22 protein-coding genes are annotated in these 26,389 nt (G+C 64.0%); 19 read left to right on the forward strand and 3 right to left on the reverse strand.

Features of this window, described 5'->3' with window-relative positions:
• Positions 1 to 23: 23 nt before the first annotated feature.
• Complete coding sequence (locus V6657_RS01930; protein WP_048933972.1) at positions 24 to 584, forward strand: hypothetical protein; 561 nt, start codon at positions 24 to 26, stop codon at positions 582 to 584.
• A 29-nt stretch (positions 585 to 613) separates the two neighbouring features.
• Here the strand turns inward: V6657_RS01930 and V6657_RS01935 are convergent, their stop codons facing one another.
• The 3 genes from V6657_RS01935 to ilvA form a co-directional block, all read right to left on the reverse strand.
• A complete protein-coding gene (locus V6657_RS01935) occupies positions 614 to 1,939 on the reverse strand; it encodes an acetate kinase (RefSeq protein WP_048933973.1) in 1,326 nt (441 codons plus the stop codon).
• Positions 1,940 to 2,163: 224 nt separating this feature from the next.
• Entirely contained in the window at positions 2,164 to 3,000 is an 837-nt protein-coding gene (gene queF / locus V6657_RS01940; protein WP_048933974.1) for an NADPH-dependent 7-cyano-7-deazaguanine reductase QueF, read from the reverse strand.
• 20 nt (positions 3,001 to 3,020) lie between these two features.
• Positions 3,021 to 4,541, reverse strand: coding sequence for a threonine ammonia-lyase, biosynthetic (ilvA, locus tag V6657_RS01945; RefSeq protein WP_021196469.1), 1,521 nt, complete (start codon positions 4,539 to 4,541; stop codon positions 3,021 to 3,023).
• Between the two features lie 678 nt (positions 4,542 to 5,219).
• Between ilvA and V6657_RS01950 the strand changes: the two genes are divergently transcribed.
• The 18 genes from V6657_RS01950 to aspS all read left to right on the forward strand — a co-directional run bounded on the left by V6657_RS01950 (position 5,220) and on the right by aspS (position 26,357).
• Positions 5,220 to 5,723 (forward strand): inclusion body family protein, encoded by a 504-nt coding sequence (locus V6657_RS01950; protein WP_048933975.1) that lies wholly within the window; start codon positions 5,220 to 5,222, stop codon positions 5,721 to 5,723.
• A gap of 112 nt (positions 5,724 to 5,835) precedes the next feature.
• Complete coding sequence (locus tag V6657_RS01955; RefSeq protein WP_048933976.1) at positions 5,836 to 6,378, forward strand: AidA/PixA family protein; 543 nt, start codon at positions 5,836 to 5,838, stop codon at positions 6,376 to 6,378.
• 90 nt (positions 6,379 to 6,468) lie between these two features.
• Positions 6,469 to 7,404 carry an ion channel gene (locus tag V6657_RS01960; protein WP_048933977.1) on the forward strand — a complete coding sequence of 312 codons (936 nt, stop codon included), beginning with the start codon at positions 6,469 to 6,471 and terminating at the stop codon, positions 7,402 to 7,404.
• A gap of 43 nt (positions 7,405 to 7,447) precedes the next feature.
• A complete protein-coding gene (locus V6657_RS01965; RefSeq protein WP_048933978.1) occupies positions 7,448 to 8,695 on the forward strand; it encodes a nucleoside recognition domain-containing protein in 1,248 nt (415 codons plus the stop codon).
• 57 nt (positions 8,696 to 8,752) lie between these two features.
• Positions 8,753 to 9,334, forward strand: coding sequence for a YqaA family protein (locus V6657_RS01970; RefSeq protein ID WP_048933979.1), 582 nt, complete (start codon positions 8,753 to 8,755; stop codon positions 9,332 to 9,334).
• 198 nt (positions 9,335 to 9,532) lie between these two features.
• Positions 9,533 to 13,555, forward strand: coding sequence for an FAD/FMN-binding oxidoreductase (locus V6657_RS01975; protein ID WP_048933980.1), 4,023 nt, complete (start codon positions 9,533 to 9,535; stop codon positions 13,553 to 13,555).
• Positions 13,556 to 13,557: 2 nt separating this feature from the next.
• On the forward strand, positions 13,558 to 14,004 hold the full coding sequence (locus V6657_RS01980; protein WP_137884646.1) for an HIT family protein: 447 nt from the start codon (positions 13,558 to 13,560) through the stop codon (positions 14,002 to 14,004).
• 103 nt (positions 14,005 to 14,107) lie between these two features.
• Positions 14,108 to 15,952 (forward strand): ABC transporter ATP-binding protein/permease, encoded by a 1,845-nt coding sequence (locus tag V6657_RS01985; RefSeq protein WP_048933982.1) that lies wholly within the window; start codon positions 14,108 to 14,110, stop codon positions 15,950 to 15,952.
• A gap of 24 nt (positions 15,953 to 15,976) precedes the next feature.
• Entirely contained in the window at positions 15,977 to 16,393 is a 417-nt protein-coding gene (locus tag V6657_RS01990; protein ID WP_048933983.1) for a DUF971 domain-containing protein, read from the forward strand.
• Positions 16,394 to 16,444: 51 nt separating this feature from the next.
• Positions 16,445 to 17,176, forward strand: coding sequence for a bifunctional demethylmenaquinone methyltransferase/2-methoxy-6-polyprenyl-1,4-benzoquinol methylase UbiE (gene ubiE / locus V6657_RS01995; protein WP_039599093.1), 732 nt, complete (start codon positions 16,445 to 16,447; stop codon positions 17,174 to 17,176).
• Between the two features lie 130 nt (positions 17,177 to 17,306).
• Complete coding sequence (locus tag V6657_RS02000; protein WP_248694713.1) at positions 17,307 to 18,353, forward strand: TIM44-like domain-containing protein; 1,047 nt, start codon at positions 17,307 to 17,309, stop codon at positions 18,351 to 18,353.
• Between the two features lie 135 nt (positions 18,354 to 18,488).
• Positions 18,489 to 19,145 (forward strand): SCP2 domain-containing protein, encoded by a 657-nt coding sequence (locus V6657_RS02005; protein ID WP_048933985.1) that lies wholly within the window; start codon positions 18,489 to 18,491, stop codon positions 19,143 to 19,145.
• Positions 19,142 to 20,719 carry a ubiquinone biosynthesis regulatory protein kinase UbiB gene (gene ubiB, locus V6657_RS02010; RefSeq protein ID WP_048933986.1) on the forward strand — a complete coding sequence of 526 codons (1,578 nt, stop codon included), beginning with the start codon at positions 19,142 to 19,144 and terminating at the stop codon, positions 20,717 to 20,719. Before V6657_RS02005 ends, ubiB begins: the two co-directional genes overlap by 4 nt.
• 23 nt (positions 20,720 to 20,742) lie before the next feature.
• Entirely contained in the window at positions 20,743 to 21,372 is a 630-nt protein-coding gene (locus V6657_RS02015) for an SAM-dependent methyltransferase (RefSeq protein WP_048933987.1), read from the forward strand.
• Between the two features lie 221 nt (positions 21,373 to 21,593).
• Entirely contained in the window at positions 21,594 to 23,033 is a 1,440-nt protein-coding gene (locus V6657_RS02020) for a sodium:solute symporter family protein (protein ID WP_048933988.1), read from the forward strand.
• A 280-nt stretch (positions 23,034 to 23,313) separates the two neighbouring features.
• On the forward strand, positions 23,314 to 23,658 hold the full coding sequence (locus V6657_RS02025) for an FmdB family zinc ribbon protein (protein WP_048934174.1): 345 nt from the start codon (positions 23,314 to 23,316) through the stop codon (positions 23,656 to 23,658).
• Between the two features lie 31 nt (positions 23,659 to 23,689).
• Entirely contained in the window at positions 23,690 to 24,427 is a 738-nt protein-coding gene (locus V6657_RS02030; protein WP_048933989.1) for a DUF502 domain-containing protein, read from the forward strand.
• Positions 24,428 to 24,530: 103 nt separating this feature from the next.
• A complete protein-coding gene (aspS, locus tag V6657_RS02035; RefSeq protein ID WP_048934175.1) occupies positions 24,531 to 26,357 on the forward strand; it encodes an aspartate--tRNA ligase in 1,827 nt (608 codons plus the stop codon).
• Positions 26,358 to 26,389 lie beyond the last annotated feature (32 nt).

Genomic DNA, 26,389 nt, shown 5'->3' on the forward strand with positions numbered 1-26,389 from the left:
GGTATGCAGCGCAGGAGGGCACCATGAGACGGTTTGGCGGGGTGCTGTGGGCAGCGGGCACGCTTGTGCTGGCTGGGACGGGTCACGCGCTGGCGGCGGGTATGAACGGTGACACTGAAACCGTGGATGGCCCGCGTATGAACAACCCGGTCCATGCATGGAAAGCCGTATCCGAAGACCAACTCGACGACATGCGCGGCGGGTTTGATGTGCCGTCGGCGGCGGGGTTGCGCATCGCGTTCGGCATCGATCGCGCGGTCTACATCAATGGGGATCTGGTGGCGAGCGCGTCAGTCAACATTCCCGACATTGCGCGCATGACCACCGCGCAGGCGCAGCAACTCGCCAACGTGGTCAACACCGTCAACGTCGTGCAGAACGGGCCGAACAACGTTGCGCCGCCCGACATTGCAACGGGTGCGGCAGCGGCCGCCACGGTCATCCAGAACAGCCTGAACAACCAGACCCTGCAGGCGATCACGACCATCAATGCGGCGGTCAACAGCCTGCCGCAGTTCCGTCAGCTCAGCCTCAACAACGCGCTGCAGAGTGCGCTGGCCAACGTTGTGACGGGCTTGCACTGAAGCCGAAGCCGCGTCAGAACGTCAGCGCGTCAGAACTGGATCGGCAAGCGCAGCGTGACTGTCAGGTCGGGCGTGTCGCGCGTGAGGCCTGCTCCCACCGAAAGGTTCAACGTCATCTTGGGCGAGATGCGGTACGAATAGCCCACCAGCAGCGTGCCGAGAATGGTGCGCACGGAGCCTGGCACGCGCTGGCCGTTCTGCTGGGTCGGCCCGATGATGCTCTGGTCGTAACCGATTGAGAACGAGGCCTTTTCGTTCAACGCCAGCCCCATGCCGAAGTTCAGGCCGATGATGTCGCCGGCCTTGACGTTGCCCAGGAACTGCTTCGAACCATCGACCAGGTTCAGGCTGACGTCTTTGCGCTCGAAGTTGTGCAGGTAGCTGATGCTGCCGAAGAACACCGCCGGGTCGGTCGGATACAGCCACGTCAGCCCCGGCTGAATGGCAAAGAAGCCTGAGCCTGTCGGCTGCTGCAGCGGCAGGCCGGTGCCCGTGGTGTTGCTCACGCAGCGCGTCACGCAGTCGGTGGTGACTTCAAACGGGTCTTTGCCGGTGCGCGTCTTGAAGCGCATCCAGCCGATGGTGAACGGCTTGTCGACGCCGCCCGCGCTGATCTGGTAGCGGGCGGTCATTTCCACGTCGCCGATGCCGTGGCCGTGCGAGCTGAAGGCTCTGTCCGTCGCCGTGCCGGTGAACAGCTCGCGGCTGACCGTATCGCTCGAGCTGTAGACATAGGGCATGCGCAGTTCCAGCTCCCAGCGCTTGGCCAGGCCGTAGCGCACGGCCAGCGTGCTGGTGAGCGTGGTGGTCTTCACCTGCCGCACGTCGATCAGCCCGATCAGCAGCGCGGGGATGATGGTGTAGCCCACCAATGCCACCCGGTCAGACGACGAGTACGCCATCTGCAGCGAGGGCTCGACCACGAACTTGCCCGGCGGCGTGAGCGCGCTGGGCTCGTCGAAGATCTGCGCGATGCGCGGTGGCTGGTCGGAAGGTTCTGGCGGCTTGCCAACCGGTGTGTTGCCGGGCTGGCCGTTGTTCTGTGCCATCTGGGCGGCGGCTTCGCCGGAGGAGGCGTCTCCGCCTGCGCCAGGCGCACCGGCACCGCGCACGGTGTCGAGCTCGCTCATGCCGAGCGCGCGCCGCATGCTCTTCAGGCGAGCTTCCTGCTGCTGGATCGAATGCTTGAGTTCGATCAACCGCTCCTGCTCATCGGCCAATTGCCGTTGCAGGGTTTCAAGGCTGGGTGGCTTGTCATCCATCGGCGCGTTTGTCTGTGCAAGGACCGGCCTGCCGCATAACAGCAGGCACGCGCACGTAACCGCACGTAGCGGCCCCCATGGTGCGTTCTTCATGGCTATGTCCCCCGTCGAGAGCGCCCTCTCCACGAAAAGCGGATGGGCCCTTCACGATTCCCCCGGGTGGCTTTACTGCGGTATCACTATAGGCGAGCGGGCGTGAAACGATAGGGCCATCGCGTACCCAAAATGGAGGAGGCGCGCGTGTTCGTTTGGCTGATCGATTCGGCACAAAAAAAGGCGCCCGAAGGCGCCTTGCGTGTCTTGCCAAGGGTCAGTACTTACTGACGTGCATTCCGGAGGTTATCCGGCCACGGCGTGTTGTAGTTCGTGCGGAACGGGTTGATGTCCAGCCCGCCGCGCCGCGTGTAGCGTGCATACACCGCCAGCTTGACCGGGCGGCACTGGCGCAGGATGTCGGTGAAGATGCGTTCGACGCACTGCTCGTGGAACTCGTTGTGCTCGCGGAACGAGATCAGGTACTTGAGCAGCGCCTCCTGGTTGATTGGCGCACCCACATAGCGGATCTGCACGCTGCCCCAATCCGGCTGACCCGTCACCAGGCAGTTGGACTTGAGCAGATGCGAGACCAGTGTCTCCTCCACCGGGCTCTCTTCTTCGTCCGCATGCAGCAGTTCGGGCGTGGGCTGGTAGACATCGGTTTCGATGTCCAGGCGATCGAGCAGCAGGCCGTCAAGCTCGTGCATCTTCTGCCGTGCAAACTCTTCTTGCGGCACGATACGCACCTGCACCGGTGCGCCGCAGGCTTCCGACAGATCGTGGTGGATCAACTGCTGCAGCGCCTCGTATGAGGCCACCTTGGTCTGATTGAATGAGTTCAGGTACAGCTTGAACGACTTCGATTCAATGATGTTGGGCGAATCCGCCGGCACGATCACGGTGCCGATGGCCACCTGCGGCTTGCCGCGCAGGTTCAGCCACGACAGTTCATACAGGTTCCACAGGTCCACGCCAAAGAACGGCAGCGCGCTGCCGGTGGGCAGGCCGATCTCGTCGCGCTTGCCCTGGCGCGGAATGGGAAACAGCAGGCTGGGGTCGTACTCCGTCTTGTAGGCAGACGTCTTGCCCAGCGGCGAGTGTTCAGGTTGGTTGCTCATGACAAAGGCTCCGCGGGCGATCAGAGGAACAAGCTGTAGACCGGGTTCTCGCTCTCGTCCCAATAGGTATAGCCCAGCGTGGTGAGGAACGCCTTGAACTCGCGCTTCTCGTTCTTCGGCACCTGGATGCCGACGAGGATGTTGCTCGAATCCGCGCCCTGGTTGCGGTAGTGGAACAGGCTGATGTTCCAGTTCGGGCTCATGCTGGAGAGGAACTTCATCAGCGCGCCCGGCCGCTCCGGAAACTCGAAGCGGTACAGGTGTTCGTTCTCGGCCAGCGGCGAGCGTCCGCCCACCATGTAGCGGATGTGCTGCTTGGCGAGTTCGTCGTTCGACAGGTCCAGCGTCGGGAAGCCGTGCTTGCGGAAGTTGTCGGCAATCTTGTCGCCTTCTGCGCGCGACGCGATCTGCACGCCCACAAAGATGTGCGCGGCGTCCTTGCTGGCAATGCGGTAGTTGAACTCGGTCACGTTGCGCGACCAGCCGACCAGCTCGCAGAAGCGCTTGAAGCTGCCGCGCTCTTCCGGAATCGTCACGGCAAACACGGCTTCGCGTGCCTCGCCCACCTCGGCGCGTTCAGCCACGAAGCGCAGGCGGTCGAAGTTCATGTTGGCGCCGCTGGCCACGGCCACCAGCGCTTCGTTCTTCAGCTTGTGGGTCTCGGCATATTGCTTGAGGCCAGCCAGCGCCAGCGCGCCCGAGGGCTCCAGCAGGCTGCGAGTGTCCTGGAACACATCCTTGAGCGCCGCGCAGATGGCATCCGTATCCACGGTGATGATCTCGTCGACCAACTCGCGCGTGATGCGGAAGGTCTCCTTGCCCACCAGCTTGACGGCGGTGCCGTCGGCAAACAGACCCACGTCCTTCAGTTCCACGCGTTTGCCTGCAGCCACCGAACGCGCCATCGCGTCGGAATCCACGCTCTGCACGCCGATCACCTTGATGTCAGGCCGCACGGCCTTCACGTAGGACGCGATGCCCGAGATCAGCCCGCCACCGCCAATCGAGCAGAAGATGGCGTGGATCGGTGCGGGGTGCTGGCGCAGGATTTCCATGGCGATGGTGCCTTGGCCGGCAATCACCTCAGGATCATCGAACGGGTGCACGAAGGTATAGCCGTGCTTTTCCTGCAGCTTGGCGGCGTGCGTGTACGCATCGGAATAGCTCTCGCCGTGCAGCACGACTTCGACCCACTCACCGCCGCGCGAACGCACGCCGTCAATCTTGAGCTGCGGCGTGGTCACCGGCATGCAGATCACGGCCTTGCATTCCATGCGGGCCGCGCTGAAGGCCACGCCCTGCGCGTGGTTGCCGGCCGATGCCGTAATCACCCCGCGCTTGCGCTCGGCCGGCGTGAGCGAGGCCATCTTGTTGTAGGCGCCGCGCAGCTTGAACGAGAACACCGGCTGGTCGTCTTCTCGCTTGAGGTAGACGCGGTTGCCGGTGCGCGCCGACAGGTTGGGCGCGAACTTGAGCTCGGTTTCCAGCGCGACGTCATAGACCTTCGCGGTCAGGATCTTCTTGAGGTAATCGATGGCCATGGTGCGGACCGGGTTGGACGTGGGGAGAGCCCGTAAGCCTAACACGCGCCTTCTTGCCTGCATGTCTAGGCAAAGCAGCCGCACGCTTGCTGCCGATGGTGCAGCGCCCCTACTGGATGGGGTGCCGAGTTTGATGCGAATTACGTCTGAGCTTAGAAAATAACAGCATCGATTTTTTGATTTGCTGTGGGTAATCGGCCGGAGCGCTGATTAATATGATTTTGCCGATGCAGTCTTCTGGTTAATCGATGTCAGGTGGCTGCAAATCAGTGCACATAATCGTTCCGATGTTAAGTGACGGGATAATGAACCAGGGGGATTCAAAGCAATCAATCGATTCACAGCAGCAACTGTAGACGGGGCGGGGTATCGCCAGTGGCGCCCAGGAGACACCACGGCACCTGGCGATTTTGCGGGGCAAAGCCCTCGGCTGCGCGGGAACCGCAGCGCTCCCCTCGTCATTGCAGTGCAGGACACACCATGACCGGCCGCGCGGCGCGCTGTTTTTCCGCATAGGCAGGCGAGCACAGAAACTCTTCGATTCAGAGTCCAGGGATTTGCGTTGATTTTGATCGGCGCGGGGACGCTTTTGCCTTCTGAATCGAATTGCAGCGGAGTTGTTCACGAGCCGGCGTGAAATTCCGGCGCCAACCAACCCTCCCTTTCAGGAGAGCAGCCATGTCTCGAATTACCGATGTGCTGGTCAGCATTGATACGGAAGCCATTCTCAAGCAGTACGGCAAGAACAACAGCCAGGGCAATCCGCCCAACATCGACGCCCGTTACGTCTACATGACGGTCACGCAAGGCCAGGCCATCAGCGGCCAGGCGGGCGGCGAGCTGAACATCGCGGCGGCCGTTGGTGACGTGATCCGCTGGCGCGAGACGTCGCTGTCGCTGAGCTTCGAGCAGAGCTGCATCTTCTACAAGTTCGTCGGCAATCAGGGCGGCGACCTGATCTCGCCGCCGGCACTGCGCGAGGCTGAAGTGGTGGTGCCTGTGCCGAACCCGGGGGATCCGAGCAAGTACAAGACGCAGAAGGTGTCGAACTTCTACTGGACCTGCGACACGCTCAAGGTGGGCCACGTGACGTACCACTTCCAGTTCATGATCGTGGACCGCAGCGGCGCACTGTGCGGCTGCTATCAGTGGGATCCGTTCATCACCATCCGCAACGCCTAAGCATGGACTGTGCGCCGCATCTCGTGTCGAGTCCTGCGGCGCCGTTCCGTTCATGCGAGACGCAGCCCGCCAGTGCGGCGGCTGCGCTCGCGCCTTTGTGCCAGGAGCGACGATGTCTGTCTCGGAACCGTCTTCCCACCATGACGCATCTGCCCCCGTGGTGGATGTGCTGCTCGTGTTCGACACGTCCATGCTGCTCGCCCGCCATCCCGACGCGAGCTTGCGTGCAGAGGCGCCAACGCTGACCGACGCTGACGGCTGCTACCTGCTCGCGCCCGCTGTGGATGAACTGACCGCCCGCAATGACGGCCGCCTGCGGATCATTGCGCCCGTGGGGGCGCACGTGCGTCTGCGCTCGTCCACGCTGGCCATGCGCGCAGAACATCTTGCCGTGGTCTCGGGTTTTCATCCGGCGGATGAAGATGTGCTGTCGGATGCCAGATTGGTCATCAAAGACGATGTGGAGCTGACGGTGCCGCCTTCCAGCGAGACCGGCGCGTTCGTGCGCCGCCCCGCGATCGACTACTACTGGCAGAGCCGCGTGCGTGCGCATGGCACGGTAGACGCCCAGCTTGATGCCATCCTGACCGACCGTGCCGGCGAAACCATCGGTTGCTTCCGCTGGAGCATCGTCGTCGACGTCACCGCGCCCTGAGCCGGCGAGTGCTGGCCGCCGCGCCTTGTGTGCCGGGCGTTGCAGTCGGTACACTGCCCCGCGATCCATCACGGGGGAGGGCAGGGCATCATGGGCACCAAGGCGTTCTTTTCCCGGTTGCCGCGCACGGGCGGGCGCCGGGGCCGCAAAGTCTGGTCCGGCACCCAGCAGGTCATCGCTTATGGCATGCCGTCGCTGGGCTGGCGCGATATCTATCACCATGCGCTGGAGGTCAACTGGTCGACCTTCTTCGGCATCCTGGCGGGGCTCTTCCTGACCCTCAACGCCGTGTTTGCGGGGTTGTATTCGCTGGGCGACGCGGCCATCGCCAATCAATCGCCAGCAGGCTTTGCGGGGGCGTTCTTCTTCAGTGTCGAAACGCTCGCCACCGTGGGCTATGGCGACATGCACCCGCAGACGCTGTACGCACACGTCATCGCCACGCTGGAGATCTTCATCGGCATGTCGGGCATCGCCATGGCAACGGGGCTGGTGTTTGCACGGTTCTCGCGCCCGCGCGCCAAGATCATGTTTGCGCAGAACGCCGTCGTGCGGCCGCTCAACGGCAAGATGACGCTGATGGTGCGGGCGGCCAATGCGCGCCAGAACGTCATCGCCGAGGCCACCGCCAAGCTGCGTCTGCTGCAGGATGAGCGCTCGCCCGAGGGCTACTCGATCTACCGCATCCGCGATCTGCATCTGGAGCGCAGCGAGCATCCGATCTTCCTGCTCGGCTGGGTCATGATGCACGTGATCGACGAGACGAGCCCGCTGTACAACGCCACCCCCGAGTCCCTCGCTGCCGGCGATGCACTGCTGATGCTCACCATCTCGGGCTCGGACGAAACCGCCGCGCAAACCTTGCAGGCCCGCAACGCCTGGCGACACGACGAGATCCGCTGGGGCTACCGCTACGTCGACCTGATGCGTGATGACGAGAACGGTGTCACGCATGTGAACTACGACAACTTCCACAAGATCGTGCCGGTGGATGTGCCAGCCGAGGAGCCGGCCCAGGCACAATGAGCGGCTTGTCCGAATCACCTCAACGCGCCAACGCACAACCCCTGTGGCTCTGAACCTCGTCTGGCTGGCTTTCTTCCTCGTTGCCTTCGTCACGGCCTGCGTACAGGTCGTGCAGGGCGATATGGACGTTTTCTCCCGCATGCTGACCGCCATGTTTGATGCCGCACGCACCGGCTTCGAGATCGCGCTCGGCCTGACCGGCATGATGGCGCTGTGGCTGGGCATCATGCGCGTGGGCGAACGTGCCGGGGTGGTCGACTTGTTTGCCCGGCTGGTGAACCCGCTGATGCGGCATCTGTTCCCCTCTGTACCCGCCGGCCACCCGGCCAACGGCGCGATGATGATGAACGTGTCGGCCAACGTGCTGGGCCTGGACAACGCCGCCACGCCGCTCGGCCTGCAGGCCATGCGCGAGCTGCAGCAGGTCAACCCGCAGCCGCAGCGCGCCAGTGACGCCCAACTGATGTTCGTGGTGCTCAACACGGCGGGCGTGACGCTGGTGCCGACGTCCGTCATCGCCATCCGACAGGCCATGGCGGTCAAGCAGGGGCTGGTCGGCTTCAACGCGGCAGACATCTTTTTGCCAACGCTTCTGTCCACCTTCATTGGCTTCTGCGCGGGCATCGCGGCGGTGGCGTGGTACCAGCGCATCAACCTGTTCAAGCCGACGCTGCTGGCGTATTTCGGCGGCTTTGTCGTGGCGATGGGGTTGATGTTTGCTTGGCTGCACCAGTTTCCGCCGCAGCAGATGGCGGCCTGGATCGGGCTGATCGGCGCCGGGTCCATCCTCGCCATCGTGGTGGCATTCCTGGCGTGCGGGGCAATTCGCCGCATCAACGTCTACGAGACCTTCGTGGATGGCGCCAAGGACGGCTTCCAGGTCGCCATCGGCATCGTGCCGTACCTGGTGGCGGTGTTGGTAGGCATCGCCGTGTTTCGCGCAGCCGGCTGCATGGATGTGCTGATGCAGGGGCTCTCGGCCGTGTTCTCGCATCTCGGCATCGACACGCGTTTTGTACCGGCGCTGCCCGTGGGGCTGATGAAGACGCTCTCCGGCGCCGGCGCGCGGGGCCTGATGGTGGACGTGATGACCACCTACGGCGTCGACTCCTTCCAGGGCAAGCTGGCCGCCATCATCCAGGGTTCCACCGAAACCACGTTCTACGTGCTGGCGGTGTACTTTGGCAGCGTCGGCATCAAGGACACGCGCTACGCGCTGGCCTGCGGGCTGTGGGCCGATCTGATCGGACTGATCGGCGCCGTGTTCATCGCCTATCTGTTCTTCGGCTGACGCAGTAGGGCGGCCCCCAAGGGACCTCACGGTAGCGCGCCCACTACAATCGACCACATGGAACAGTCGATCAATTGGCTTCTCACCACCCTGGCTCTGCCCAACGTAGGGCTGCCCGCCATCTTCATCGTCAGCTTCGTTTCAGCGACGCTGCTGCCGCTGGGCTCTGAGCCTGCGGTCTTCGCCTACATCAAGCTCAACCCTGACATGTTCTGGCCGGCCATCATCGTGGCCACCATCGGCAACACGCTGGGCGGTGTGGTGGACTGGTGGATGGGCTATGCGGCCAAGCTGGCCCTGGTGAAGTACCACCTCGCGCGTCGCCGCCGCCAGCACGATGCGGAGCACACCCAGCACGTGGCGCACCCGCAGCGCCACCGTGAGCCGCCGCTGGATAAAAAGTACTTCCGCTGGATGCGCCGCATCGGGCCCGTGTCGCTGCTGGTGTCGTGGTTGCCGGGCATTGGCGATCCGCTCTGCACGCTCGCCGGCTGGCTGCGCCTGTCGTTCTGGCCCAGCGTGATGTACATGGCCATTGGCAAGTTCCTGCGCTACGTGGCCATGACCACCGCGCTCATGTACCTGCCCGACAGCTTCTGGCAGGGCATCTTCGGCTGGATCAAGGGCCTCCTGATGTGACGTTTACATGACTTTTGGGTCACTCTCTCGGGTCAATGTTTTCGCAAGCCATTGAAAACGCGGCGCTTTTCGCGCCCATGCTCCTGGCAGGGATACCGTTGCTGCAATGCATCAACGTTGAAGCTTGCAGTACAATCGCCCTTTAAAGACCGCGCGGCTTGAGCCCTCCTTGCCGCGCTCCCTCCCCAGCGGCACGCCATGAATGCCCCACTTCTGATCGACGCCAAACTCGCGGCGCAGGACGCTGCGCCCCGGCTGCGCGAGATTCCCTACAACTACACCTCGTTCTCGGATCGGGAAATCGTCATCCGCCTGCTGGGCGAGTCTGCGTGGCAGATCCTGGACGGGCTGCGCGCTGAGCGCCGCACCGGCCGATCGGCACGCATGCTCTACGAAGTGCTGGGTGACATCTGGGTGGTGCGCCGCAACCCGTACCTGCAGGACGACCTGCTCGAGACGCCCAAGCGCCGGCAGATGCTGATCGACGCGCTCAATCACCGGTTGACGGAGATCGAGAAGCGCCGCGTGGCCGACCACGATTCGCACCACGACCCGGAAGGCGACGAGCGCGCCAGCAAGGTCGAGCAACTGGTCGTGCATGCCCGCCGCGCCGTCAAGGCGTTCCAGGAAGAATTTGCCCAGGTGTATGACCTGCGCCGCCGCGCCCAGAAGGTCCTTGGCCGCGTCACGGCCAAGGACAACATCAAGTTCGACGGCCTGTCGCGCGTCTCGCACGTGACGGACGCCACCGACTGGCGCGTCGAATATCCGTTCGTGGTGCTCACGCCCGATACCGAGGAAGAAATCGCCGGCATCGTCAAAGGCTGCTTCGAGCTGGGTCTGACCATCATCCCGCGCGGGGGCGGCACCGGCTACACCGGCGGCGCCGTGCCGCTCACGCCGTTCTCGGCCGTCATCAATACCGAAAAGCTGGAACGTTTGGATGCGGTCGAGCAGACCGACCTGCCGGGCGTCGACCACCCCGTGGCGACCATCTATTCGGGCGCAGGCGTGGTGACGCGCCGCGTTGCGGAAGCGGCGGAAAAGGCTGGTCTCGTCTTCGCCGTGGACCCGACCTCGATCGACGCTTCGTGCATTGGCGGCAACGTCGCCATGAACGCGGGCGGCAAGAAGGCCGTGCTGTGGGGCACCGCGCTGGACAACCTCGCCTGGTGGCGCATGGTCGATCCGGACGGCAACTGGCTCGAAGTCACGCGCCTCGATCACAACCTCGGCAAGATCCACGATGCGCCGGTCGCCACGTTCGAACTGAAGTGGTTCGACGGCAATGCGCCGATGGGCAGCAAGCTGCTGCGCACGGAAACGCTCGCCATCGAAGGCCGCAAGTTCCGCAAGGAAGGCCTGGGCAAGGACGTGACGGACAAGTTCCTGTCGGGCCTGCCCGGTGTGCAGAAGGAAGGCTGCGACGGCATCATCACCAGCGCGCGCTGGATTCTGCACCGCATGCCCAAGTCGATCCGCACTGTGTGCCTGGAGTTCTTCGGCCAGGCGCGAGACTCGGTGCCGAGCATCGTCGAGATCAAGGACTACCTCGACGCCGAGACCAAGAAGGGCGGTGCCATCCTGGCTGGCCTGGAGCACCTGGACGAGCGCTACCTGCGCGCGGTCGGCTACGCCACCAAGAGCAAGCGCAATGCGTTTCCGAAGATGGTGCTGATCGGTGACATCGTCGGCGATGACGATGACGCCGTGGCGCGCGCCACCTCGGAAGTGATCCGCCTGGCCAACGGCAAGAGCGGTGAAGGCTTCGTGGCCGTGAGCCCCGAGGCGCGCAAGAAATTCTGGCTGGATCGCTCGCGTACGGCAGCGATTTCCAAGCACACCAACGCCTTCAAGATCAACGAAGACGTGGTGATCCCGCTCAACCGCATGGGCGAGTACACCGACGGCATCGAGCGCATCAACATCGAGCTGTCGATCAAGAACAAGCTCAAGCTGGCTGACGCGTTGCAAGACTTCTTCGCGCGCAACGACCTGCCGCTGGGCCGCACCGACGACGCCAACGAGATCCCCAGCGCCGAGCTGCTCGAAGACCGCGTACAGCAGGCGCAGCAGCTGGTGCGCAGCACGCGCGCCCGCTGGCAGTATCTGCTGGACCACCTCGACACGCCGGTGAATACGGCACGCGCCAGCCTGATCGGCCTGGGTCTGGGCTACCTCGCGCAGACCATCGACGATCGTCTGGTGAACCAGCCGGACGCCAACCTGTTCCACCTGTTGCAGGACCGCACGATCCGCGTGTCGTGGAAGGCGGAGATTCGCGCCGAGCTGCGCAAGATCTTCAACGGCGGCGAGTTCAAGCCGATCCTCGACGAGGCGCAGGCGATCCACAAGAAGGTGCTGCGCGGCCGCGTTTTCGTGGCGCTGCACATGCACGCCGGCGACGGCAACGTGCACACCAACCTGCCGGTCAACTCGGACGACTACGACATGCTGCAGGACGCCCATAAGGCGGTGGCCCGCATCATGACGCTGGCGCGTTCGCTCGACGGCGTGATCTCGGGCGAGCACGGCATCGGCATCACCAAGCTGGAATTCCTGACCGACGACGAGATCGCCGACTTCGCTGCCTACAAGCGCCGCGTCGATCCGAACGGTCGCTTCAACAAGGGCAAGCTGCTGCGCGACATCAACGACCCGCAAGGGTTGGCTGCCGACCTGCGTAATGCCTACACGCCGTCGTTTGGCCTGATGGGGCACGAGTCGATCATCATGCAGCAGAGCGACATCGGCGCCATCTCGGAGTCGATCAAGGACTGCCTGCGTTGCGGCAAGTGCAAGCCGGTGTGTGCCACGCATGTGCCGCGTGCCAACTTGCTGTACAGCCCGCGCAACAAGATTCTCGCCACTTCGCTGCTGATCGAAGCCTTCCTATACGAAGAGCAGACGCGCCGCGGCGTATCGGTCAAGCACTGGGAAGAGTTTGCCGATGTGGGCGACCACTGCACGGTCTGCCACAAGTGCGTAACGCCGTGCCCGGTCAAGATCGACTTTGGCGATGTGTCGATGAACATGCGCAACTTGCTGCGCAAGATGGGGCAGAAGAAGTTCAACCCCGGCACGGCCGCGTCGATGCTCTTCCTGAACGCTACCAACCCCGAGACCATCAACCTGACACGCAAGGTGATGATCGACTGGGGCTTCAAGGCGCAGCGCCTGGGTCACGACATCCTGAAGAAGTTCGCCAAGAAGCAGACCGCGCATCCGCCTGCCACGGTGGGCAAGCCGCCGGTGCGCGAGCAGGTGATCCACTTCATCAACAAGAAGATGCCGGGCAACCTGCCCAAGAAGACGGCGCGCGCGCTGCTGGACATCGAAGACAACGAGATCGTCCCGATCATCCGCAACCCGAAGGCGACCACGCCCGACAGCGAAGCGGTGTTCTACTTCCCGGGCTGCGGCTCGGAGCGGCTGTTCTCGCAGGTGGGCCTGGCCACGCAGGCGATGCTGTGGCACGCCGGTGTGCAGACCGTGCTGCCGCCGGGCTACCTGTGCTGCGGTTATCCCCAGCGTGGCTCGGGTCAGTACGACAAGGCCGAGAAGATCGTCACCGACAACCGCGTGCTGTTCCACCGCGTGGCCAACACGCTCAACTACCTCGACATCAAGACGGTGGTGGTGAGCTGCGGCACGTGCTACGACCAGCTTGCCGGCTATGAATTCGACAAGATCTTCCCGGGCTGCCGCATCATCGACATCCACGAGTTCCTGCTGGAAAAGGGCGTGAAGATCGACGGCGTGCAGGGTACGCGCTACATGTACCACGACCCCTGCCACACCCCGATCAAGACCATGGACCCGACCAAGCTGGTCAACCAGCTCATGGGCGGCAACCTGGGCGCTGACGGCCAGACCCGCGCGATCGAGAAGAACGATCGCTGCTGCGGTGAATCGGGCACGCTGGCGGTCTCGCGTCCGGACATTTCCACGCAGGTCCGCTTCCGCAAGGAAGAGGAGATGAAGAAGGGCGCCGACAAGCTCCGCGCCGATGGCCAGAGCGGCCAGGCGTTTGACGGCGACGTGAAGATCCTCACGAGCTGCCCGGCCTGCCTGCAAGGCCTGTCGCGCTACACCGAAGATGTCTCGGTGCAGGCCGACTACATCGTGGTCGAGATGGCGCGCCACGTGCTCGGCGAGACCTGGCTGGAAGACTATGTCGCCCACGCCAACGCCGGCGGTATCGAGCGGGTGCTGGTGTGACAATGGGCGCGACCGTCGATCGGGCGCCAGGCTGCGCGCTGTGCGAGACCGACGGCGGCGAGCCTGTCTGGCGCAATGCCCGGGCGCGTGTCGTGCTGGTTGAGCACGCGCGCTTCCCGGGATTCTGCCGCGTGATCTGGAACGACCACGTGGTCGAGCAGACTGATCTGTCGGACGCTGATCGCCACTGGCTGATGGAAGTCGTCACGCGCGTGGAGCGCGTGCTGCGCGCTGAGCTGGCGCCGGACAAGATCAACCTCGCCAGCTTCGGCAACTTTGTCCCGCATCTGCATTGGCATGTCATTCCGCGCTACCGCTGGGACACGCATTTCCCCGAAGCCGTCTGGGGACCGGCCCAGCGTGAGCCGGATGCCGTGCGCATGGCTGAGGTGACGGCCAAACTGGCGGCGCTATCCTACGCACTGCAATCGGCGCTCGCCGACGTTTGAGTCATCGGCGCCAACCGCTTGTAACGCATCGGCACGCCCTGCGCGGAACCCCCGTGGCGCGTCGTCCGTCTCATTCTCTTTCTGACGCGTCACCGCCATCGCCATGACGACACCGCGCACTGCCGCCACGCCCGATTCCCACAAAGACTCCATTGCCGAGCTGAATGTTCATCACGGCCGGCTGAACCTGTCCGAGACGTGGCAGCTCATCAAGCCCTACTGGTTCTCTGAGGACCGCTACAAGGCCTGGGGCCTGCTGGCGCTGGTCATCGCGCTGAGCCTGTTCACGGTCTACATGACCGTGCTGTACACCGAGTGGTACAAGTTCTTCTACAACGCGCTCGAGCAGAAAAACCAGGCCGAGTTCTGGCATCAGTTGGGGCGCTTCTCATGGATTGCGGCCTGCATCATCATCGCCTCGGTGCTGCGGCAGTACTACACGATGCTGCTGCGCATCCGCTGGCGGACATGGATCACCGGCAGCTTTCTCGATGACTGGCTGGGCAAGCAGGCCTTCTACCGCCTCGAACAGACACACACGGCGGACAACCCCGACCAGCGGATCTCTGATGACCTGCGCAACTTCACGGATGCGACCGTCAACCTCGGGTTCGGCTTCTTCAATTCAGCGGTCACGCTGGTGTCGTTCTTCGGCATCCTGTGGGCAGTGTCAGGGCCGCTCGCGTTCACGCTGAGCGGGCACGACTTCGTCATCCCCGGCTATATGGTGTGGTTTGCGCTGCTGTATTCGGTGCTGGGCTCGGTCATCATCCACTTCGTGGGCCGGCCGCTGATTGGCCTGTCGTTCCAGCAGGAGCGTTACGAGGCGTACTTCCGTTTCCTGCTCGTGCGCGTGCGCGAGAACAGTGAGAGCATCGCCCTGTACCGCGGCGAGCCCAGCGAAAAAGCCATCCTGCGCGGCCGCTTCGAGCGCATCCGCGCCAACTGGAACCAGTTGATGGACTACACGCGACGCCTGAATTTCGCGAGCTCCGGCTATGGGCAGTTCGCCATCATCTTTCCGTTCCTGGTTTCTGCGCCGCGCTACTTTGGCGGCACGCTTACGCTGGGCGGCATGATGCAGGTGGCGACCGCGTTCGGGCAGGTGCAGGGTGCGATGTCGTGGTTCGTCGACAACTACAGCACGCTGGTGAGCTGGAAGGCCTCCACCAACCGTCTGATCGAATTCCAGCGTGCCATGCGCGCCGCCGAGCGCGAAGAAGAACACCGCGCCGGCATCCAGGACATCGAAGTCGAGACCGCGGCCGTGCCTGCCATCGAGGCACGCGGTCTGGCGCTGAACCTGCCCAACCACCAGCCTGAAGACATGCTGGTCGAACCCTTCGATATGACGCTCGTGCGTGGTGAGCGCGTGCTCGTGAACGGACCGTCGGGTTGCGGCAAGAGCACGCTGGTACGCGCCGTAGCCGGCATCTGGCCGTACGGCAATGGCCAGATCAAGATTCCGGAAGATGCCAGCGTGCTGTTCCTCCCGCAGCGCAGTTACCTGCCGTCCGGCACGCTCGCGGATGCGCTGTCGTACCCCAAGCTCGCCACCGAGTACACCGCCGAGCGCCTCTCGCAGGTGCTGATCGCCTGCCGCCTACCGGCACTGGTAGATCTGCTTGATGAGGTCAGCAACTGGAGCCTGCGTCTGTCCCCCGGCGAGCAACAACGCCTGGCCTTTGCGCGCGCCTTGTTGCAGCGCCCCGACTACCTCTTCCTTGACGAGGCCACCAGCGCACTCGATGAAGATACCGAGGCGTTCATGTACAGCCTGATGCTCGAATCGATGCCGGATGTGACCATCGTCAGCGTGGCGCACCGCAGCACCGTGGCACGATTCCACCATCGCCGACTGCGCTACATCCCCGAGGGCGATCCGTTGACTGCGGTAAGCTATCGGGTGGTGGAAGAGCCTGCGCACATGGCGTTGGCGGCTTCCTGAAACACAATCACAGAGACGTTTTTCATGGCAGGACTTTCCGCCGACACCCCGCACCCGACCGGCATTACCGTGCACACGCAATCGCGCGTGCTGGAGATCGCCTTTGCCGATGGCAAACAGTTCCGCCTGCCGTTCGAATACCTGCGCGTGCTGTCGCCGTCGGCTGAAGTGCAGGGGCATGGGCCGGGGCAGGAAGTGCTGCAGACCGGCAAGCGCGAGGTGGGCATCACCGGCGTGGAGCCGGTCGGCAACTACGCGATCCGTCCGTTGTTCTCCGATGGCCACGATTCCGGCATCTTCGATTGGGCCTACCTGTACCGCCTGGGCGTTGAGCACGACGCGCTGTGGCAAGCCTATCTCGATCGGCTGGCCGCCGCCGGCCTCGACCGCGACGCCCCGATGGCCGCCAATGCCGGCCATGCCTGCGGCCACAGCCACTGACTCCCGATTCACATCGCGGCGCATACGCGCTGTAACGCATTCCTTTTTGTCATGAGCCAAACCCACTTCGGATTCGAGAAGGTCGACGAGCGCGAGAAGGCCGGCAAGGTCGCCGGCGTGTTCCATTCCGTCGCCAGCAAGTACGACGTGATGAACGACCTGATGTCCGGTGGACTGCACCGCGTCTGGAAGATGTTCACCATCGCCCAGGCAGCCGTGCGTCCGGGCTACAAGGTGCTCGACATCGCGGGCGGCACGGGTGATCTGGCCAAGGCCTTCGCACGCCAGGCCGGCCCCACCGGCGAAGTGTGGCTGACCGACATCAACGAGTCGATGCTGCGCGTCGGCCGCGACCGCCTGCTCGATGCGGGTGTGCTCACGCCCAATTGCCTGTGCGACGCCGAGCACATTCCCTTTCCAGATGCTTACTTCGACGTCGTGACAGTGGCATTCGGCTTGCGCAACATGACGCACAAGGATCGCGCGCTCGCTGAGATGCGCCGTGTCGTCAAACCGGGCGGCAAGGTGATGGTGCTGGAGTTCTCCAAGGTGTGGCAGCCGCTGGAGAAGGCCTACGACGTGTATTCGTTCAAGGTGCTGCCGTGGTTGGGCAGCAAGGTGGCCGGCGATCCTGAGAGCTACCGCTACCTGGCCGAGTCCATCCGCATGCACCCCGATCAGGAAACGCTCAAGCAGATGATGGAACAGGCCGGGTTGGACTCGGTCGAATACTTCAACCTGACGGCGGGTGTCGTGGCCCTGCACGTCGGTCGTCGCCTCTGATTGGCGGTTTATCCGATCCACCGGATGGGCGATGCAGCGCACTGCGACGATATGCCACGATGGTTCACATTGAATTTCGGCGTTGACGTCTTCATCTAATGGCGTCACTGCCATTGGAGAGAAGACAGCGATGAGTTTGCACTGGGGTGGAAAATTGATGGCGGGCGCGCTGGTCGCGACGCTCGCATTCGGGACGGCACTGGACGCCAACGCCAAGCGCATGGGCGGCAGCCGTAGCTTCGGCAAGCAGTCGTCGACCGTGACGCAGCGTCAGCAAACGCCGCCGACCACGCCGTCGCCCACGCAGCAGGCAGCACCGGCTGCGCAGCCGTCGCCGGCAGCACCGGCTCCGGGCGCACCGGCCGCAAAGCCTGGTCGTAACTGGGGCGGTATGCTGGGTGGTTTGGCCGCCGGTCTGGGCATCGGCTACCTGCTGTCCAAGTTCGGTCTGGGCGCAGGCCTTGCCTCGCTGCTGTCGAACCTGATCCTGATCGCCATCGTCGCTTTCGTGGTGATGTGGATCATCCGCAAGGTGCGCGGCAGCCGTCCGCAAGGTCCGGCCTACGCTACGGGTGGCCCGTCGTTTGGCGGTGACCGCGAGCCGTACGTGCCGCAACCGGCTGCGCCTGCGCCGCAGGCTTCCGCACCGGCAGCTTCGTCGTTCAACACCGGCAGCACCAATACGTCGGGCTTGGGCGCGGGTGCGCCGACGGCCGCACAAGCGTGGAGCTTGGGTGGCCCGGCCGCTGCGTCTGCTGTCAACGCACAACCTGCTGCAGCTGTACCGCAACAGCCGTGGGGCGTGCCGGCCGATTTCGATACGCAAGCCTTCCTGCGCAACGCCAAGGTCTACTTCATCCGCCTGCAGGCCGCATGGGATGCCGGCAACCTGAACGACATCCGCGAGTTCACCACGCCGGAGATGTTCGCCGAGATCAAGATGGACCTGGCCGATCGTGGCGCCACGCCCAACAAGACCGATGTGGTGTCGGTCGAGGCGGAGATGCTCGGCATCGAAACGCAGGCCAGCGAGTACCTGGCGAGCGTGCGCTTCTCGGGCATGATCCGCGAAGAAGCCAACGCGCCGGCCCAGCCGTTTGCCGAGGTGTGGAACCTGTCCAAGCCGACGCAAGGCAGCGGTGGCTGGGTGCTGGCTGGTATCCAACAATTGCAGTGATGCGGTAACAGTTGAAGCGGCGCAAAACGGCCGTTTCAACATTCCCCGTAAAATAGGGCCCGACCGTCCGGTTCGGGCCCTTTTTGTTGCCCGCCGGCTAGCCCGCTTCTGGCCGCTTTTGCGCACCTTTGCCGCATGTCTTCGACAGCCACCTCGTCCTCGTTTCCCTTCATGCTGATGCAGCCATTGCTGCTCGCGATCAATCATCTACTGCGCCAGGAACCCTGGGCGCAGGAGACGCTGCGACCTTTCGCGGGCCGCGTCGCGCGCTTTGATCTGGCCCCTGTCTCGGTGACGCTGCAGGTGGATACGGCGGGTCTTGTGACGGTGCCTGAGGCAGATGTGGAACCGGCCGTAACCGTAGTCGTGCCGCTCGCCGCGGCTGCCAGCGACTACGCTACGGGCGGACAGGCCGCCGTGCTCAAACACGTGCGTATCGAGGGCGAGGCCGAGTTCGCCAACGTACTGTCGACGTTGCTGCGCAACCTGCGCTGGGATGCAGCGGAAGACCTCTCGCGCGTATTCGGCGACGTGATCGCGCAGCGCCTGGTGAGCGGCGCCCAGGCTGCGCGCACGGAAGCGACGCGCGTCAGCCGCTCGCTGGCGGAGGCGGTGGCCTCCTACCTGACCGATGAACAACCCACGCTGGTGCGCCACGCACGCCTCGCGCAGTTTGCTGCCGATGTGGCCGCGCTGCGCGATGCGGAGGCGCGGCTCGCCAAACGCCTGGAGCGGCTCGAGAAGCTCCCTCGCCCGGCAACCTCCACAGCACGCACGGGTGAATCGGCATGACGCGTTTCTTCCGGCTGGGCAAGATCGTCTTCGTCATCCTGTACTACGGGCTGGATCAGCTCGCGCTGTCGGGTTTCAAGAGCCGGCGCATCCGTGCGCTGGTGTGGCTGTTGACGCTGGGCCGCAAGCCCAAGCGCCCACGCGGCGAGCGCTTGCGCCTGGCGCTCGAGCAGCTTGGGCCCATCTTCGTGAAGTTCGGTCAGGTGTTGTCGACGCGGCGTGATCTGCTGCCGCCTGATGTGGCGGATGAACTCGCCAAACTGCAGGACCGTGTGCCCCCGTTTGACCCGAAGGTGGCGGCAACGATTGTCGAGAAGTCGTTGGGCAAGCCGCTGTCGGCGCTGTTCCATCGCTTTGATCATCATCCGGTGGCGAGCGCGTCGATTGCGCAGGTGCATTTCGCGACGCTGCGCGGTGGTCCGGACGACGGCCGCGAGGTGGCGGTCAAGGTGCTGCGCCCGGGCATGCTGCCCGTGATCGACAGCGACCTCGCGCTCATGCGTGATCTCGCCACGTGGATGGAAAAGCTCTGGGCCGACGCCAAGCGCCTGAAGCCGCGCGAGGTGGTCGCCGAGTTCGACAAGTACCTGCACGATGAACTCGATCTGATGCGCGAGGCGGCCAACGCCAGCCAGTTGCGCCGCAACTTCGCCAAGTCGGATTTGCTGCTGGTGCCTGAGGTGTTCTGGGACTGGTGCACCTCTGACGTGTTCGTCATGGAACGCATGCACGGCATGCGCATTTCGCACACCGAAGAGCTGCGCGCCGCGGGTGTCGACATGCACAAGCTCGCGCGCGACGGCGTGGAGATCTTCTTCACGCAGGTCTTCCGCGACGGCTTTTTCCATGCCGACATGCACCCCGGCAACATCCTCGTGAGCGTGGCGCCCGAGACGCTGGGCCGCTACATTGCGCTGGATTTCGGCATCGTCGGGGCGCTGTCGGAGTTCGACAAGAACTACCTCGCGCAGAACTTCCTGGCGTTCTTCCAGCGCGACTACCACCGCGTGGCGGTGCTCCATATCGAGTCTGGCTGGGCGCCCGAAGAGACGCGCGTGGAAGAACTCGAAGGCGCCATTCGCGCCTGTTGCGAGCCGTATTTCGACCGGCCGCTGGGCGAGATCTCGCTGGGGCTGGTGCTGATGCGCCTGTTCCAGACATCGCGCCGTTTCAACGTGGAAGTGCAGCCGCAACTGGTGCTGCTGCAGAAGACGCTGCTGAACGTGGAAGGCCTGGGCCGCCAGCTCGATCCGGATCTGGATCTGTGGAAGACCGCCAAGCCGTTCCTCGAGCGCTGGATGCATGAGCAGATCGGCTGGCGCGGCTTTGTCGAGCGCCTGAAGGTCGAGGCCCCGCAATGGGCCAACAAGTTGCCGGACCTGCCGCGTTTGGTGCACCAGATCCTGGATCGCCACGCGAGCAACAACGGCAACGCCCAAACCGAAGCGCTGACCGCGTTGCTTGCCGAGCAGCGGCGCACCAACCGGCTGCTTTCCGCTGCACTGCTGTTCATCGGCGGGTTTGCGGTCGGCATCATCGCCACCCATGTGCTGGCATGGCTGGCCCGTCATTGACCTCTTGATTGCCCATTGCTGCCATGGCCGAGCCCCCCGTCTTCCAATCCCGTGACGCCGCCGATCCTGCTTTCTGGGACGAGCGCTTCAGCCGCGAGCACACGCCCTGGGATGCACACGGTGTGCCGGCTGCCTTCCGGCAATTCCTTGAAGCGCAGCCTGCGCCACTTTCTACGCTGATCCCGGGTTGCGGCAACGCCTATGAGGCTGGTTGGCTGGCCGAGCGCGGCTGGCCTGTCACGGCCATCGACTTTGCGCCGAGCGCGGTGACGTCGGCCAAGGCCGTGCTGGGCCCGTATGCCGATGTGGTGGAGCTGGCGGATTTCTTCCGTTTTGTGCCGCATCGGCCGGTGCAATGGATCTACGAGCGCGCATTCCTGTGCGCGATGCCGCGCCGGCTGTGGCCGGATTACGCCACGCAGGTTGCGAAGCTGTTGCCGCCGGGCGGACTGCTGGCAGGCTTCTTTGCCGTGGTGGAGGGCCGGGACGCCGTGCCCAAGGGCCCGCCGTTCGAGACAACTCAGGCCGAGCTGGACGCGCTGCTATTGCCGGCTTTCGAGCGCGTCAGCGACACGCCGATCGCCGAGGCCGATTCGATCCCGGTGTTTGCCGGCCGCGAGCGCTGGCAAATCTGGCGCCGCAGGGCCGATTGATCCTGACTGCGGCCAGTGTTGGTGCGAAGCAACATTGGTGGCAGTCAACAAAAAGCCTACGGACGCCCGTTGTGGGCCGCCGCACAAAAAAGTGGCAAACGGGGTCGTATTCGTGGTCGCACCGATGCCCCGTCGCGCAGTCCCATCGCTATAATCCCGCCACTTCGCCCGGCGCCCGGCTTGGCCGCCAACGGGATTTCCTGCAATTCTTCCGCGCTGCCATGCTGATCTGGTTTGTCATTGTTTACTGGGTGATTTCGGTCGGGATCGGCCTCTGGGCTGCACTGCGTGTGCGCGACGCGGCCGACTTTGCGGTGGCCGGCCGCAGCCTGCCGTTCTACGTCGTGACCGCCACGGTGTTTGCCACCTGGTTCGGCTCCGAGGCGGTGCTGGGCATTCCCGCAGAATTTCTCAAGGGCGGCCTGCATGGCGTGGTGGCCGATCCGTTCGGTTCGTCCCTGTGCCTGATTCTGGTGGGCTTGTTCTTCGCCAAGCCGCTGTACCGGATGAACCTGCTCACCATTGGTGACTTCTACCGCAACCGCTTTGGCCGCGTGGCCGAAACGCTGACCACCCTGTGCATCGTCGTGTCGTACCTGGGCTGGGTGGCGGCGCAGATCAAGGCACTTGGGCTGGTGTTCTACACCGTGTCGGACGGCGCCGTCTCGCAAGACATGGGCATGATGATCGGCGCGGGCAGCGTGCTGGTCTACACGCTGTTCGGCGGCATGTGGTCGGTGGCGGTGACGGACTTCATCCAGATGATCATCATCGTGATCGGCATGCTGTACATCGGCTGGGAAGTCTCGGGCCAGGCCGGCGGCGTGGGTACGGTGGTGGCGCACGCGGCGGCTTCGGGCAAGTTCTCGTTCTGGCCGGCGTTCAACCCGATCGAGATCATCGGCTTTGTGACCGCCTGGATCACCATGATGCTTGGCTCGATTCCGCAGCAGGACGTGTTCCAGCGCGTGACCTCATCGCGTACCGAACGCATCGCTGGCACGGCTTCGGTGCTGGGCGGTGTGCTGTACTTCATGTTCGCGTTCGTGCCGATGTTCCTGGCGTATTCCGCCACGCTGATCGACCCGGAGATGGTCGCCAAGTACATCGATAGCGACTCGCAGATGATCCTGCCCAATCTGGTGCTGCAGCATGCGCCGGTCTTCGCGCAGGTGATGTTCTTCGGCGCGCTGCTGTCGGCCATCAAGAGCTGCGCCAGCGCGACGCTGTTGGCACCGTCCGTGACCTTTGCTGAAAACGTGCTGCGTCCGCTGCTGCCGAACATGGACGACAAGCGCTTCCTGCGCGTGATGCAGGCGGTGGTGCTGACCTTCACGGTGCTGGTGACGCTGTTTGCGCTGAACTCGCACCTGTCGATCTTCCACATGGTCGAGAGCGCCTACAAGGTGACGCTGGTGGCGGCTTTCGTGCCGCTGGCCTTCGGCCTGTTCTGGAAACGCGCGACCAAGCAGGGCGGTCTGCTGGCCATCATCTTGGGCTTGGCGGCGTGGATCTGGTGCGAAGTGTTCTTGCCAGATGCGGCGCTTCCGCCACAATTGGTTGGCCTGCTGGCCAGCCTGGGCGCGATGATCCTGGGCTCGCTCGGGCCGCAGTGGATCGAGAATCGCGCGCCAACCACCAAAGCCGCCACGCAAGCCTGACCCAGCGCTGCAGGGCAAGGGGCGATGAAATGCGTGGTGTGCCACATTGTGGCGTGCCGCCATCGCCCATGCTGCAACCTCGCGCAACCGCGGTCAGGAATCCCACTGAAAGGGTTTATAATTCAAGGCTTTGCGCGCCCATGCTTGTCTGATGGACTTGCAACCGGCGCAGTTGCCCCAATATTTCGCGAGCCTGTGCGCTTTTCTGCGCTGGAATTGCGGTGGGCGTGGGCATTTCAATCGTTTTCTCGAATTTCGTTTGTTCCAGGGTGAGGACACCATGCCGATCTATGCTTATCGATGCGACGCCTGCGGCCACGCCAAAGATGTGCTGCAGAAGATGAGCGACGCGCCGCTGACGGATTGCCCGGAGTGCGGCGCGCCGGCGTTCAAGAAGCAGCTCACTGCTGCCGGCTTCCAGCTCAAGGGTTCGGGCTGGTATGTGACGGACTTCCGCGGTGGCTCGGGCGGTACGTCCGCCGCCGGCACGGCGACCAAGACGGATGCCGCTGCACCGGCTGCTACGCCGGCAGCTTCGGCCCCTGCGTCCGACAGCACGTCGTCCACCGCCAGCGCTGCACCGGCGGCTTCGGGCGGTTGCGGCACGTCGTGCGCGTGCCACTGATCGCGTCCTAGACTTCTTGGCCCACCGTCCCATGAAACAGAAAACCAGCGCGCTCAAGACATGGTTCCTGACCGGTCTTCTGGTGCTCGTCCCGCTTGCGATCACGCTGTGGGTGCTGTCGCTTGTCCTCGGCACGATGGACCAGAGCTTGGCGCTGCTTCCGGAAGCTTGGCAGCCCGAGCGCTTGTTCGGCGTGAAGATCCCTGGCCTGGGCGCAATTCTGACGCTGGCGTTCATCCTGATCGTGGGCGTGCTGGCGCACAACTTCATCGGCCAGAAGCTGGTGCTGTGGTGGGAAGCGCTGCTGGGCCGCATTCCCGTGGTCGGCCCGATCTACACGAGCGTCAAGCAGGTGTCGGACACGCTGCTGTCGTCCAGCGGCAATGCGTTCCGCAAGGCGCTGCTGGTGCAGTACCCGCGTGAGGGCTCGTGGACGATCGCCTTCCTGACTGGCCGCCCCGGCGGGGATGTGGAAAACCACCTGCAGGGCGAGTACGTCAGCGTGTACGTGCCGACCACGCCCAACCCGACGTCGGGCTTCTTCCTGATGATGCCCAAGGCCGACACCATCGAGCTGGACATGACGGTGGATGCGGCGCTCAAGTACATCGTATCGATGGGGGTGGTGGCGCCCGAAACGCTGCCGCGCCGCATGGACCCGCCCGATGGCACGCCACATACGGAGGACCGGTCGCCGGCCAATTTGCCGCGCGACCCTTCGAATCCGAACGCGCTGCCCGATGCTGGCGGCGCCGTATCAGCCCCTTAAGTCAATGCAATTGGCCGGTAGCGCGAACTGATCCCTCCGGCCCTCTCGATCAACTTTCTCGCGCGACGCCCTGTTGGCGGCGCGCTTCGCGGAAAACCACAACATGCAAATGCGTACTCAATACTGCGGTCAGGTCACCGAACAACTGCTCGGCCAGAGCGTCACGCTGTCGGGCTGGGCGCATCGCCGTCGTGACCATGGCGGCGTGATCTTTATCGACCTGCGCGACCGTGAAGGCCTGGTGCAGGTCGTGTGCGACCCGGACCGCCCAGAGATGTTCAAGGTGGCAGAAGGCGTGCGCAACGAGTTCTGCCTGCAAGTGAAGGGCCTCGTGCGCGCCCGCCCGGAAGGCACCACCAACGCCAACCTCGCCAGCGGCAAGGTTGAAGTGCTGTGCCAGGAACTGACGGTGCTCAACGCCTCCGTCACGCCGCCGTTCCAGCTGGACGACGACAACCTGTCGGAAACCACGCGCCTGACGCACCGCGTGCTGGATCTGCGTCGCCCGCAGATGCAGTACAACCTGCGCCTGCGCTACAAGGTGGCGATGGAAGTGCGCAAGTACCTAGACGACAAGGGCTTCATCGACATCGAAACGCCGATGCTGACCAAGAGCACGCCCGAAGGCGCGCGCGACTACCTCGTCCCCTCGCGTGTGAACGCCGGCCAGTTCTTCGCGCTGCCGCAATCGCCGCAGCTCTTCAAGCAGATGCTGATGGTGTCGGGCTTCGACCGCTACTACCAGATCACCAAGTGCTTCCGCGACGAAGACCTGCGCGCTGACCGCCAGCCTGAATTCACCCAGATCGACTGCGAAACGTCGTTCCTGACCGAGCAGGAAATCCGCGACCTGTTTGAAGAGATGATCCGCACGGTGTTCAAGAACACCATGTCGGTCGAGCTGGATGCCAAATTCCCGGTGATGGAGTTCCGCGAGGCGATGGCCCGCTTCGGTTCGGACAAGCCGGACCTGCGCGTGAAGCTGGAATTCACCGAACTGACCGACGCCATGAAGGACGTCGACTTCAAGGTGTTCTCCGCCGCAGCCAATGCTGAAGGCGGCCGCGTGGTGGCCCTGCGCGTGCCGGGCGGTGCTGCCCTGTCGCGTGGCGATATCGATGCCTACGGCAAGTTCGTCGAAATCTACGGCGCCAAGGGCCTGGCCTGGATCAAGGTCAACGAAGTGGCCAAGGGCCGCGACGGCCTGCAATCGCCGATCGTGAAGAACCTGCACGACGCGGCCATCGCCGAGATTCTGAAGCGCAGCGGCGCGCAGGATGGCGACATCCTGTTCTTCGGCGCCGACCGCGCCAAGGTGGTGAACGACGCGATGGGCGCGCTGCGCCTGAAGATCGGTCATTCCGACTTCGCCAAGAGCGCTGGCCTGTTTGAAGACGTCTGGAAACCGCTGTGGGTGGTGGACTTCCCGATGTTCGAGTACGACGAGGAAGACGCCCGCTGGGTGGCCATGCACCACCCGTTCACGAGCCCGAAGGACGAGCACCTGGAATACCTGGAAACCGATCCGGGCAAGTGCATCGCCAAGGCCTACGACATGGTGCTCAACGGTTGGGAAATCGGCGGCGGCTCGGTGCGGATCTATCGCGAGGAAGTGCAGAGCAAGGTGTTCCGCGCCCTGAAGATCAACGATGAAGAGGCGCGTGCCAAGTTCGGCTTCCTGCTGGACGCACTGCAGTACGGCGCGCCCCCGCATGGCGGCATCGCGTTCGGCCTGGACCGTGTTGTCACGATGATGGCCGGTGCCGATTCGATCCGCGACGTGATCGCCTTCCCGAAGACGCAGCGTGCGCAGGATCTGCTCACGCAGGCCCCGAGCCCGGTCGACGAGAAACAATTGCGCGAATTGCACATTCGTCTGCGCGCTGCCGAGGCAAAGGTGGCTGCACCGAACGCTGCAACGACGACCTGATACCCCGCCGCTTAAGGCTGCACAACAAACCG

The organism is Ralstonia sp. RRA, assembly GCF_037023145.1.
Taxonomy (GTDB): domain Bacteria; phylum Pseudomonadota; class Gammaproteobacteria; order Burkholderiales; family Burkholderiaceae; genus Ralstonia.

Excerpts from the sequence above, each read along its gene's own strand:
- V6657_RS02025 (WP_048934174.1), top strand. The coding sequence starts at position 23,314 with ATGCCGATCTATGCTTATCGATGCGACGCCTGCGGCCACGCCAAAGAT.
- V6657_RS01935 (WP_048933973.1), bottom strand. The coding sequence starts at position 1,939 with ATGAAGAACGCACCATGGGGGCCGCTACGTGCGGTTACGTGCGCGTGC.
- V6657_RS02005 (WP_048933985.1), top strand. The coding sequence starts at position 18,489 with ATGTCTTCGACAGCCACCTCGTCCTCGTTTCCCTTCATGCTGATGCAG.
- V6657_RS01975 (WP_048933980.1), top strand. The coding sequence starts at position 9,533 with ATGAATGCCCCACTTCTGATCGACGCCAAACTCGCGGCGCAGGACGCT.
- V6657_RS01970 (WP_048933979.1), top strand. The coding sequence starts at position 8,753 with ATGGAACAGTCGATCAATTGGCTTCTCACCACCCTGGCTCTGCCCAAC.
- ubiE (WP_039599093.1), top strand. The coding sequence starts at position 16,445 with ATGAGCCAAACCCACTTCGGATTCGAGAAGGTCGACGAGCGCGAGAAG.
- V6657_RS01980 (WP_137884646.1), top strand. The coding sequence starts at position 13,558 with ATGGGCGCGACCGTCGATCGGGCGCCAGGCTGCGCGCTGTGCGAGACC.
- queF (WP_048933974.1), bottom strand. The coding sequence starts at position 3,000 with ATGAGCAACCAACCTGAACACTCGCCGCTGGGCAAGACGTCTGCCTAC.
- V6657_RS02000 (WP_248694713.1), top strand. The coding sequence starts at position 17,307 with ATGAGTTTGCACTGGGGTGGAAAATTGATGGCGGGCGCGCTGGTCGCG.
- ilvA (WP_021196469.1), bottom strand. The coding sequence starts at position 4,541 with ATGGCCATCGATTACCTCAAGAAGATCCTGACCGCGAAGGTCTATGAC.
- V6657_RS01960 (WP_048933977.1), top strand. The coding sequence starts at position 6,469 with ATGGGCACCAAGGCGTTCTTTTCCCGGTTGCCGCGCACGGGCGGGCGC.
- V6657_RS01990 (WP_048933983.1), top strand. The coding sequence starts at position 15,977 with ATGGCAGGACTTTCCGCCGACACCCCGCACCCGACCGGCATTACCGTG.
- V6657_RS01955 (WP_048933976.1), top strand. The coding sequence starts at position 5,836 with ATGTCTGTCTCGGAACCGTCTTCCCACCATGACGCATCTGCCCCCGTG.
- V6657_RS01950 (WP_048933975.1), top strand. The coding sequence starts at position 5,220 with ATGTCTCGAATTACCGATGTGCTGGTCAGCATTGATACGGAAGCCATT.
- V6657_RS02015 (WP_048933987.1), top strand. The coding sequence starts at position 20,743 with ATGGCCGAGCCCCCCGTCTTCCAATCCCGTGACGCCGCCGATCCTGCT.
- aspS (WP_048934175.1), top strand. The coding sequence starts at position 24,531 with ATGCAAATGCGTACTCAATACTGCGGTCAGGTCACCGAACAACTGCTC.
- V6657_RS02020 (WP_048933988.1), top strand. The coding sequence starts at position 21,594 with ATGCTGATCTGGTTTGTCATTGTTTACTGGGTGATTTCGGTCGGGATC.
- V6657_RS01985 (WP_048933982.1), top strand. The coding sequence starts at position 14,108 with ATGACGACACCGCGCACTGCCGCCACGCCCGATTCCCACAAAGACTCC.
- V6657_RS01930 (WP_048933972.1), top strand. The coding sequence starts at position 24 with ATGAGACGGTTTGGCGGGGTGCTGTGGGCAGCGGGCACGCTTGTGCTG.
- V6657_RS02030 (WP_048933989.1), top strand. The coding sequence starts at position 23,690 with ATGAAACAGAAAACCAGCGCGCTCAAGACATGGTTCCTGACCGGTCTT.
- ubiB (WP_048933986.1), top strand. The coding sequence starts at position 19,142 with ATGACGCGTTTCTTCCGGCTGGGCAAGATCGTCTTCGTCATCCTGTAC.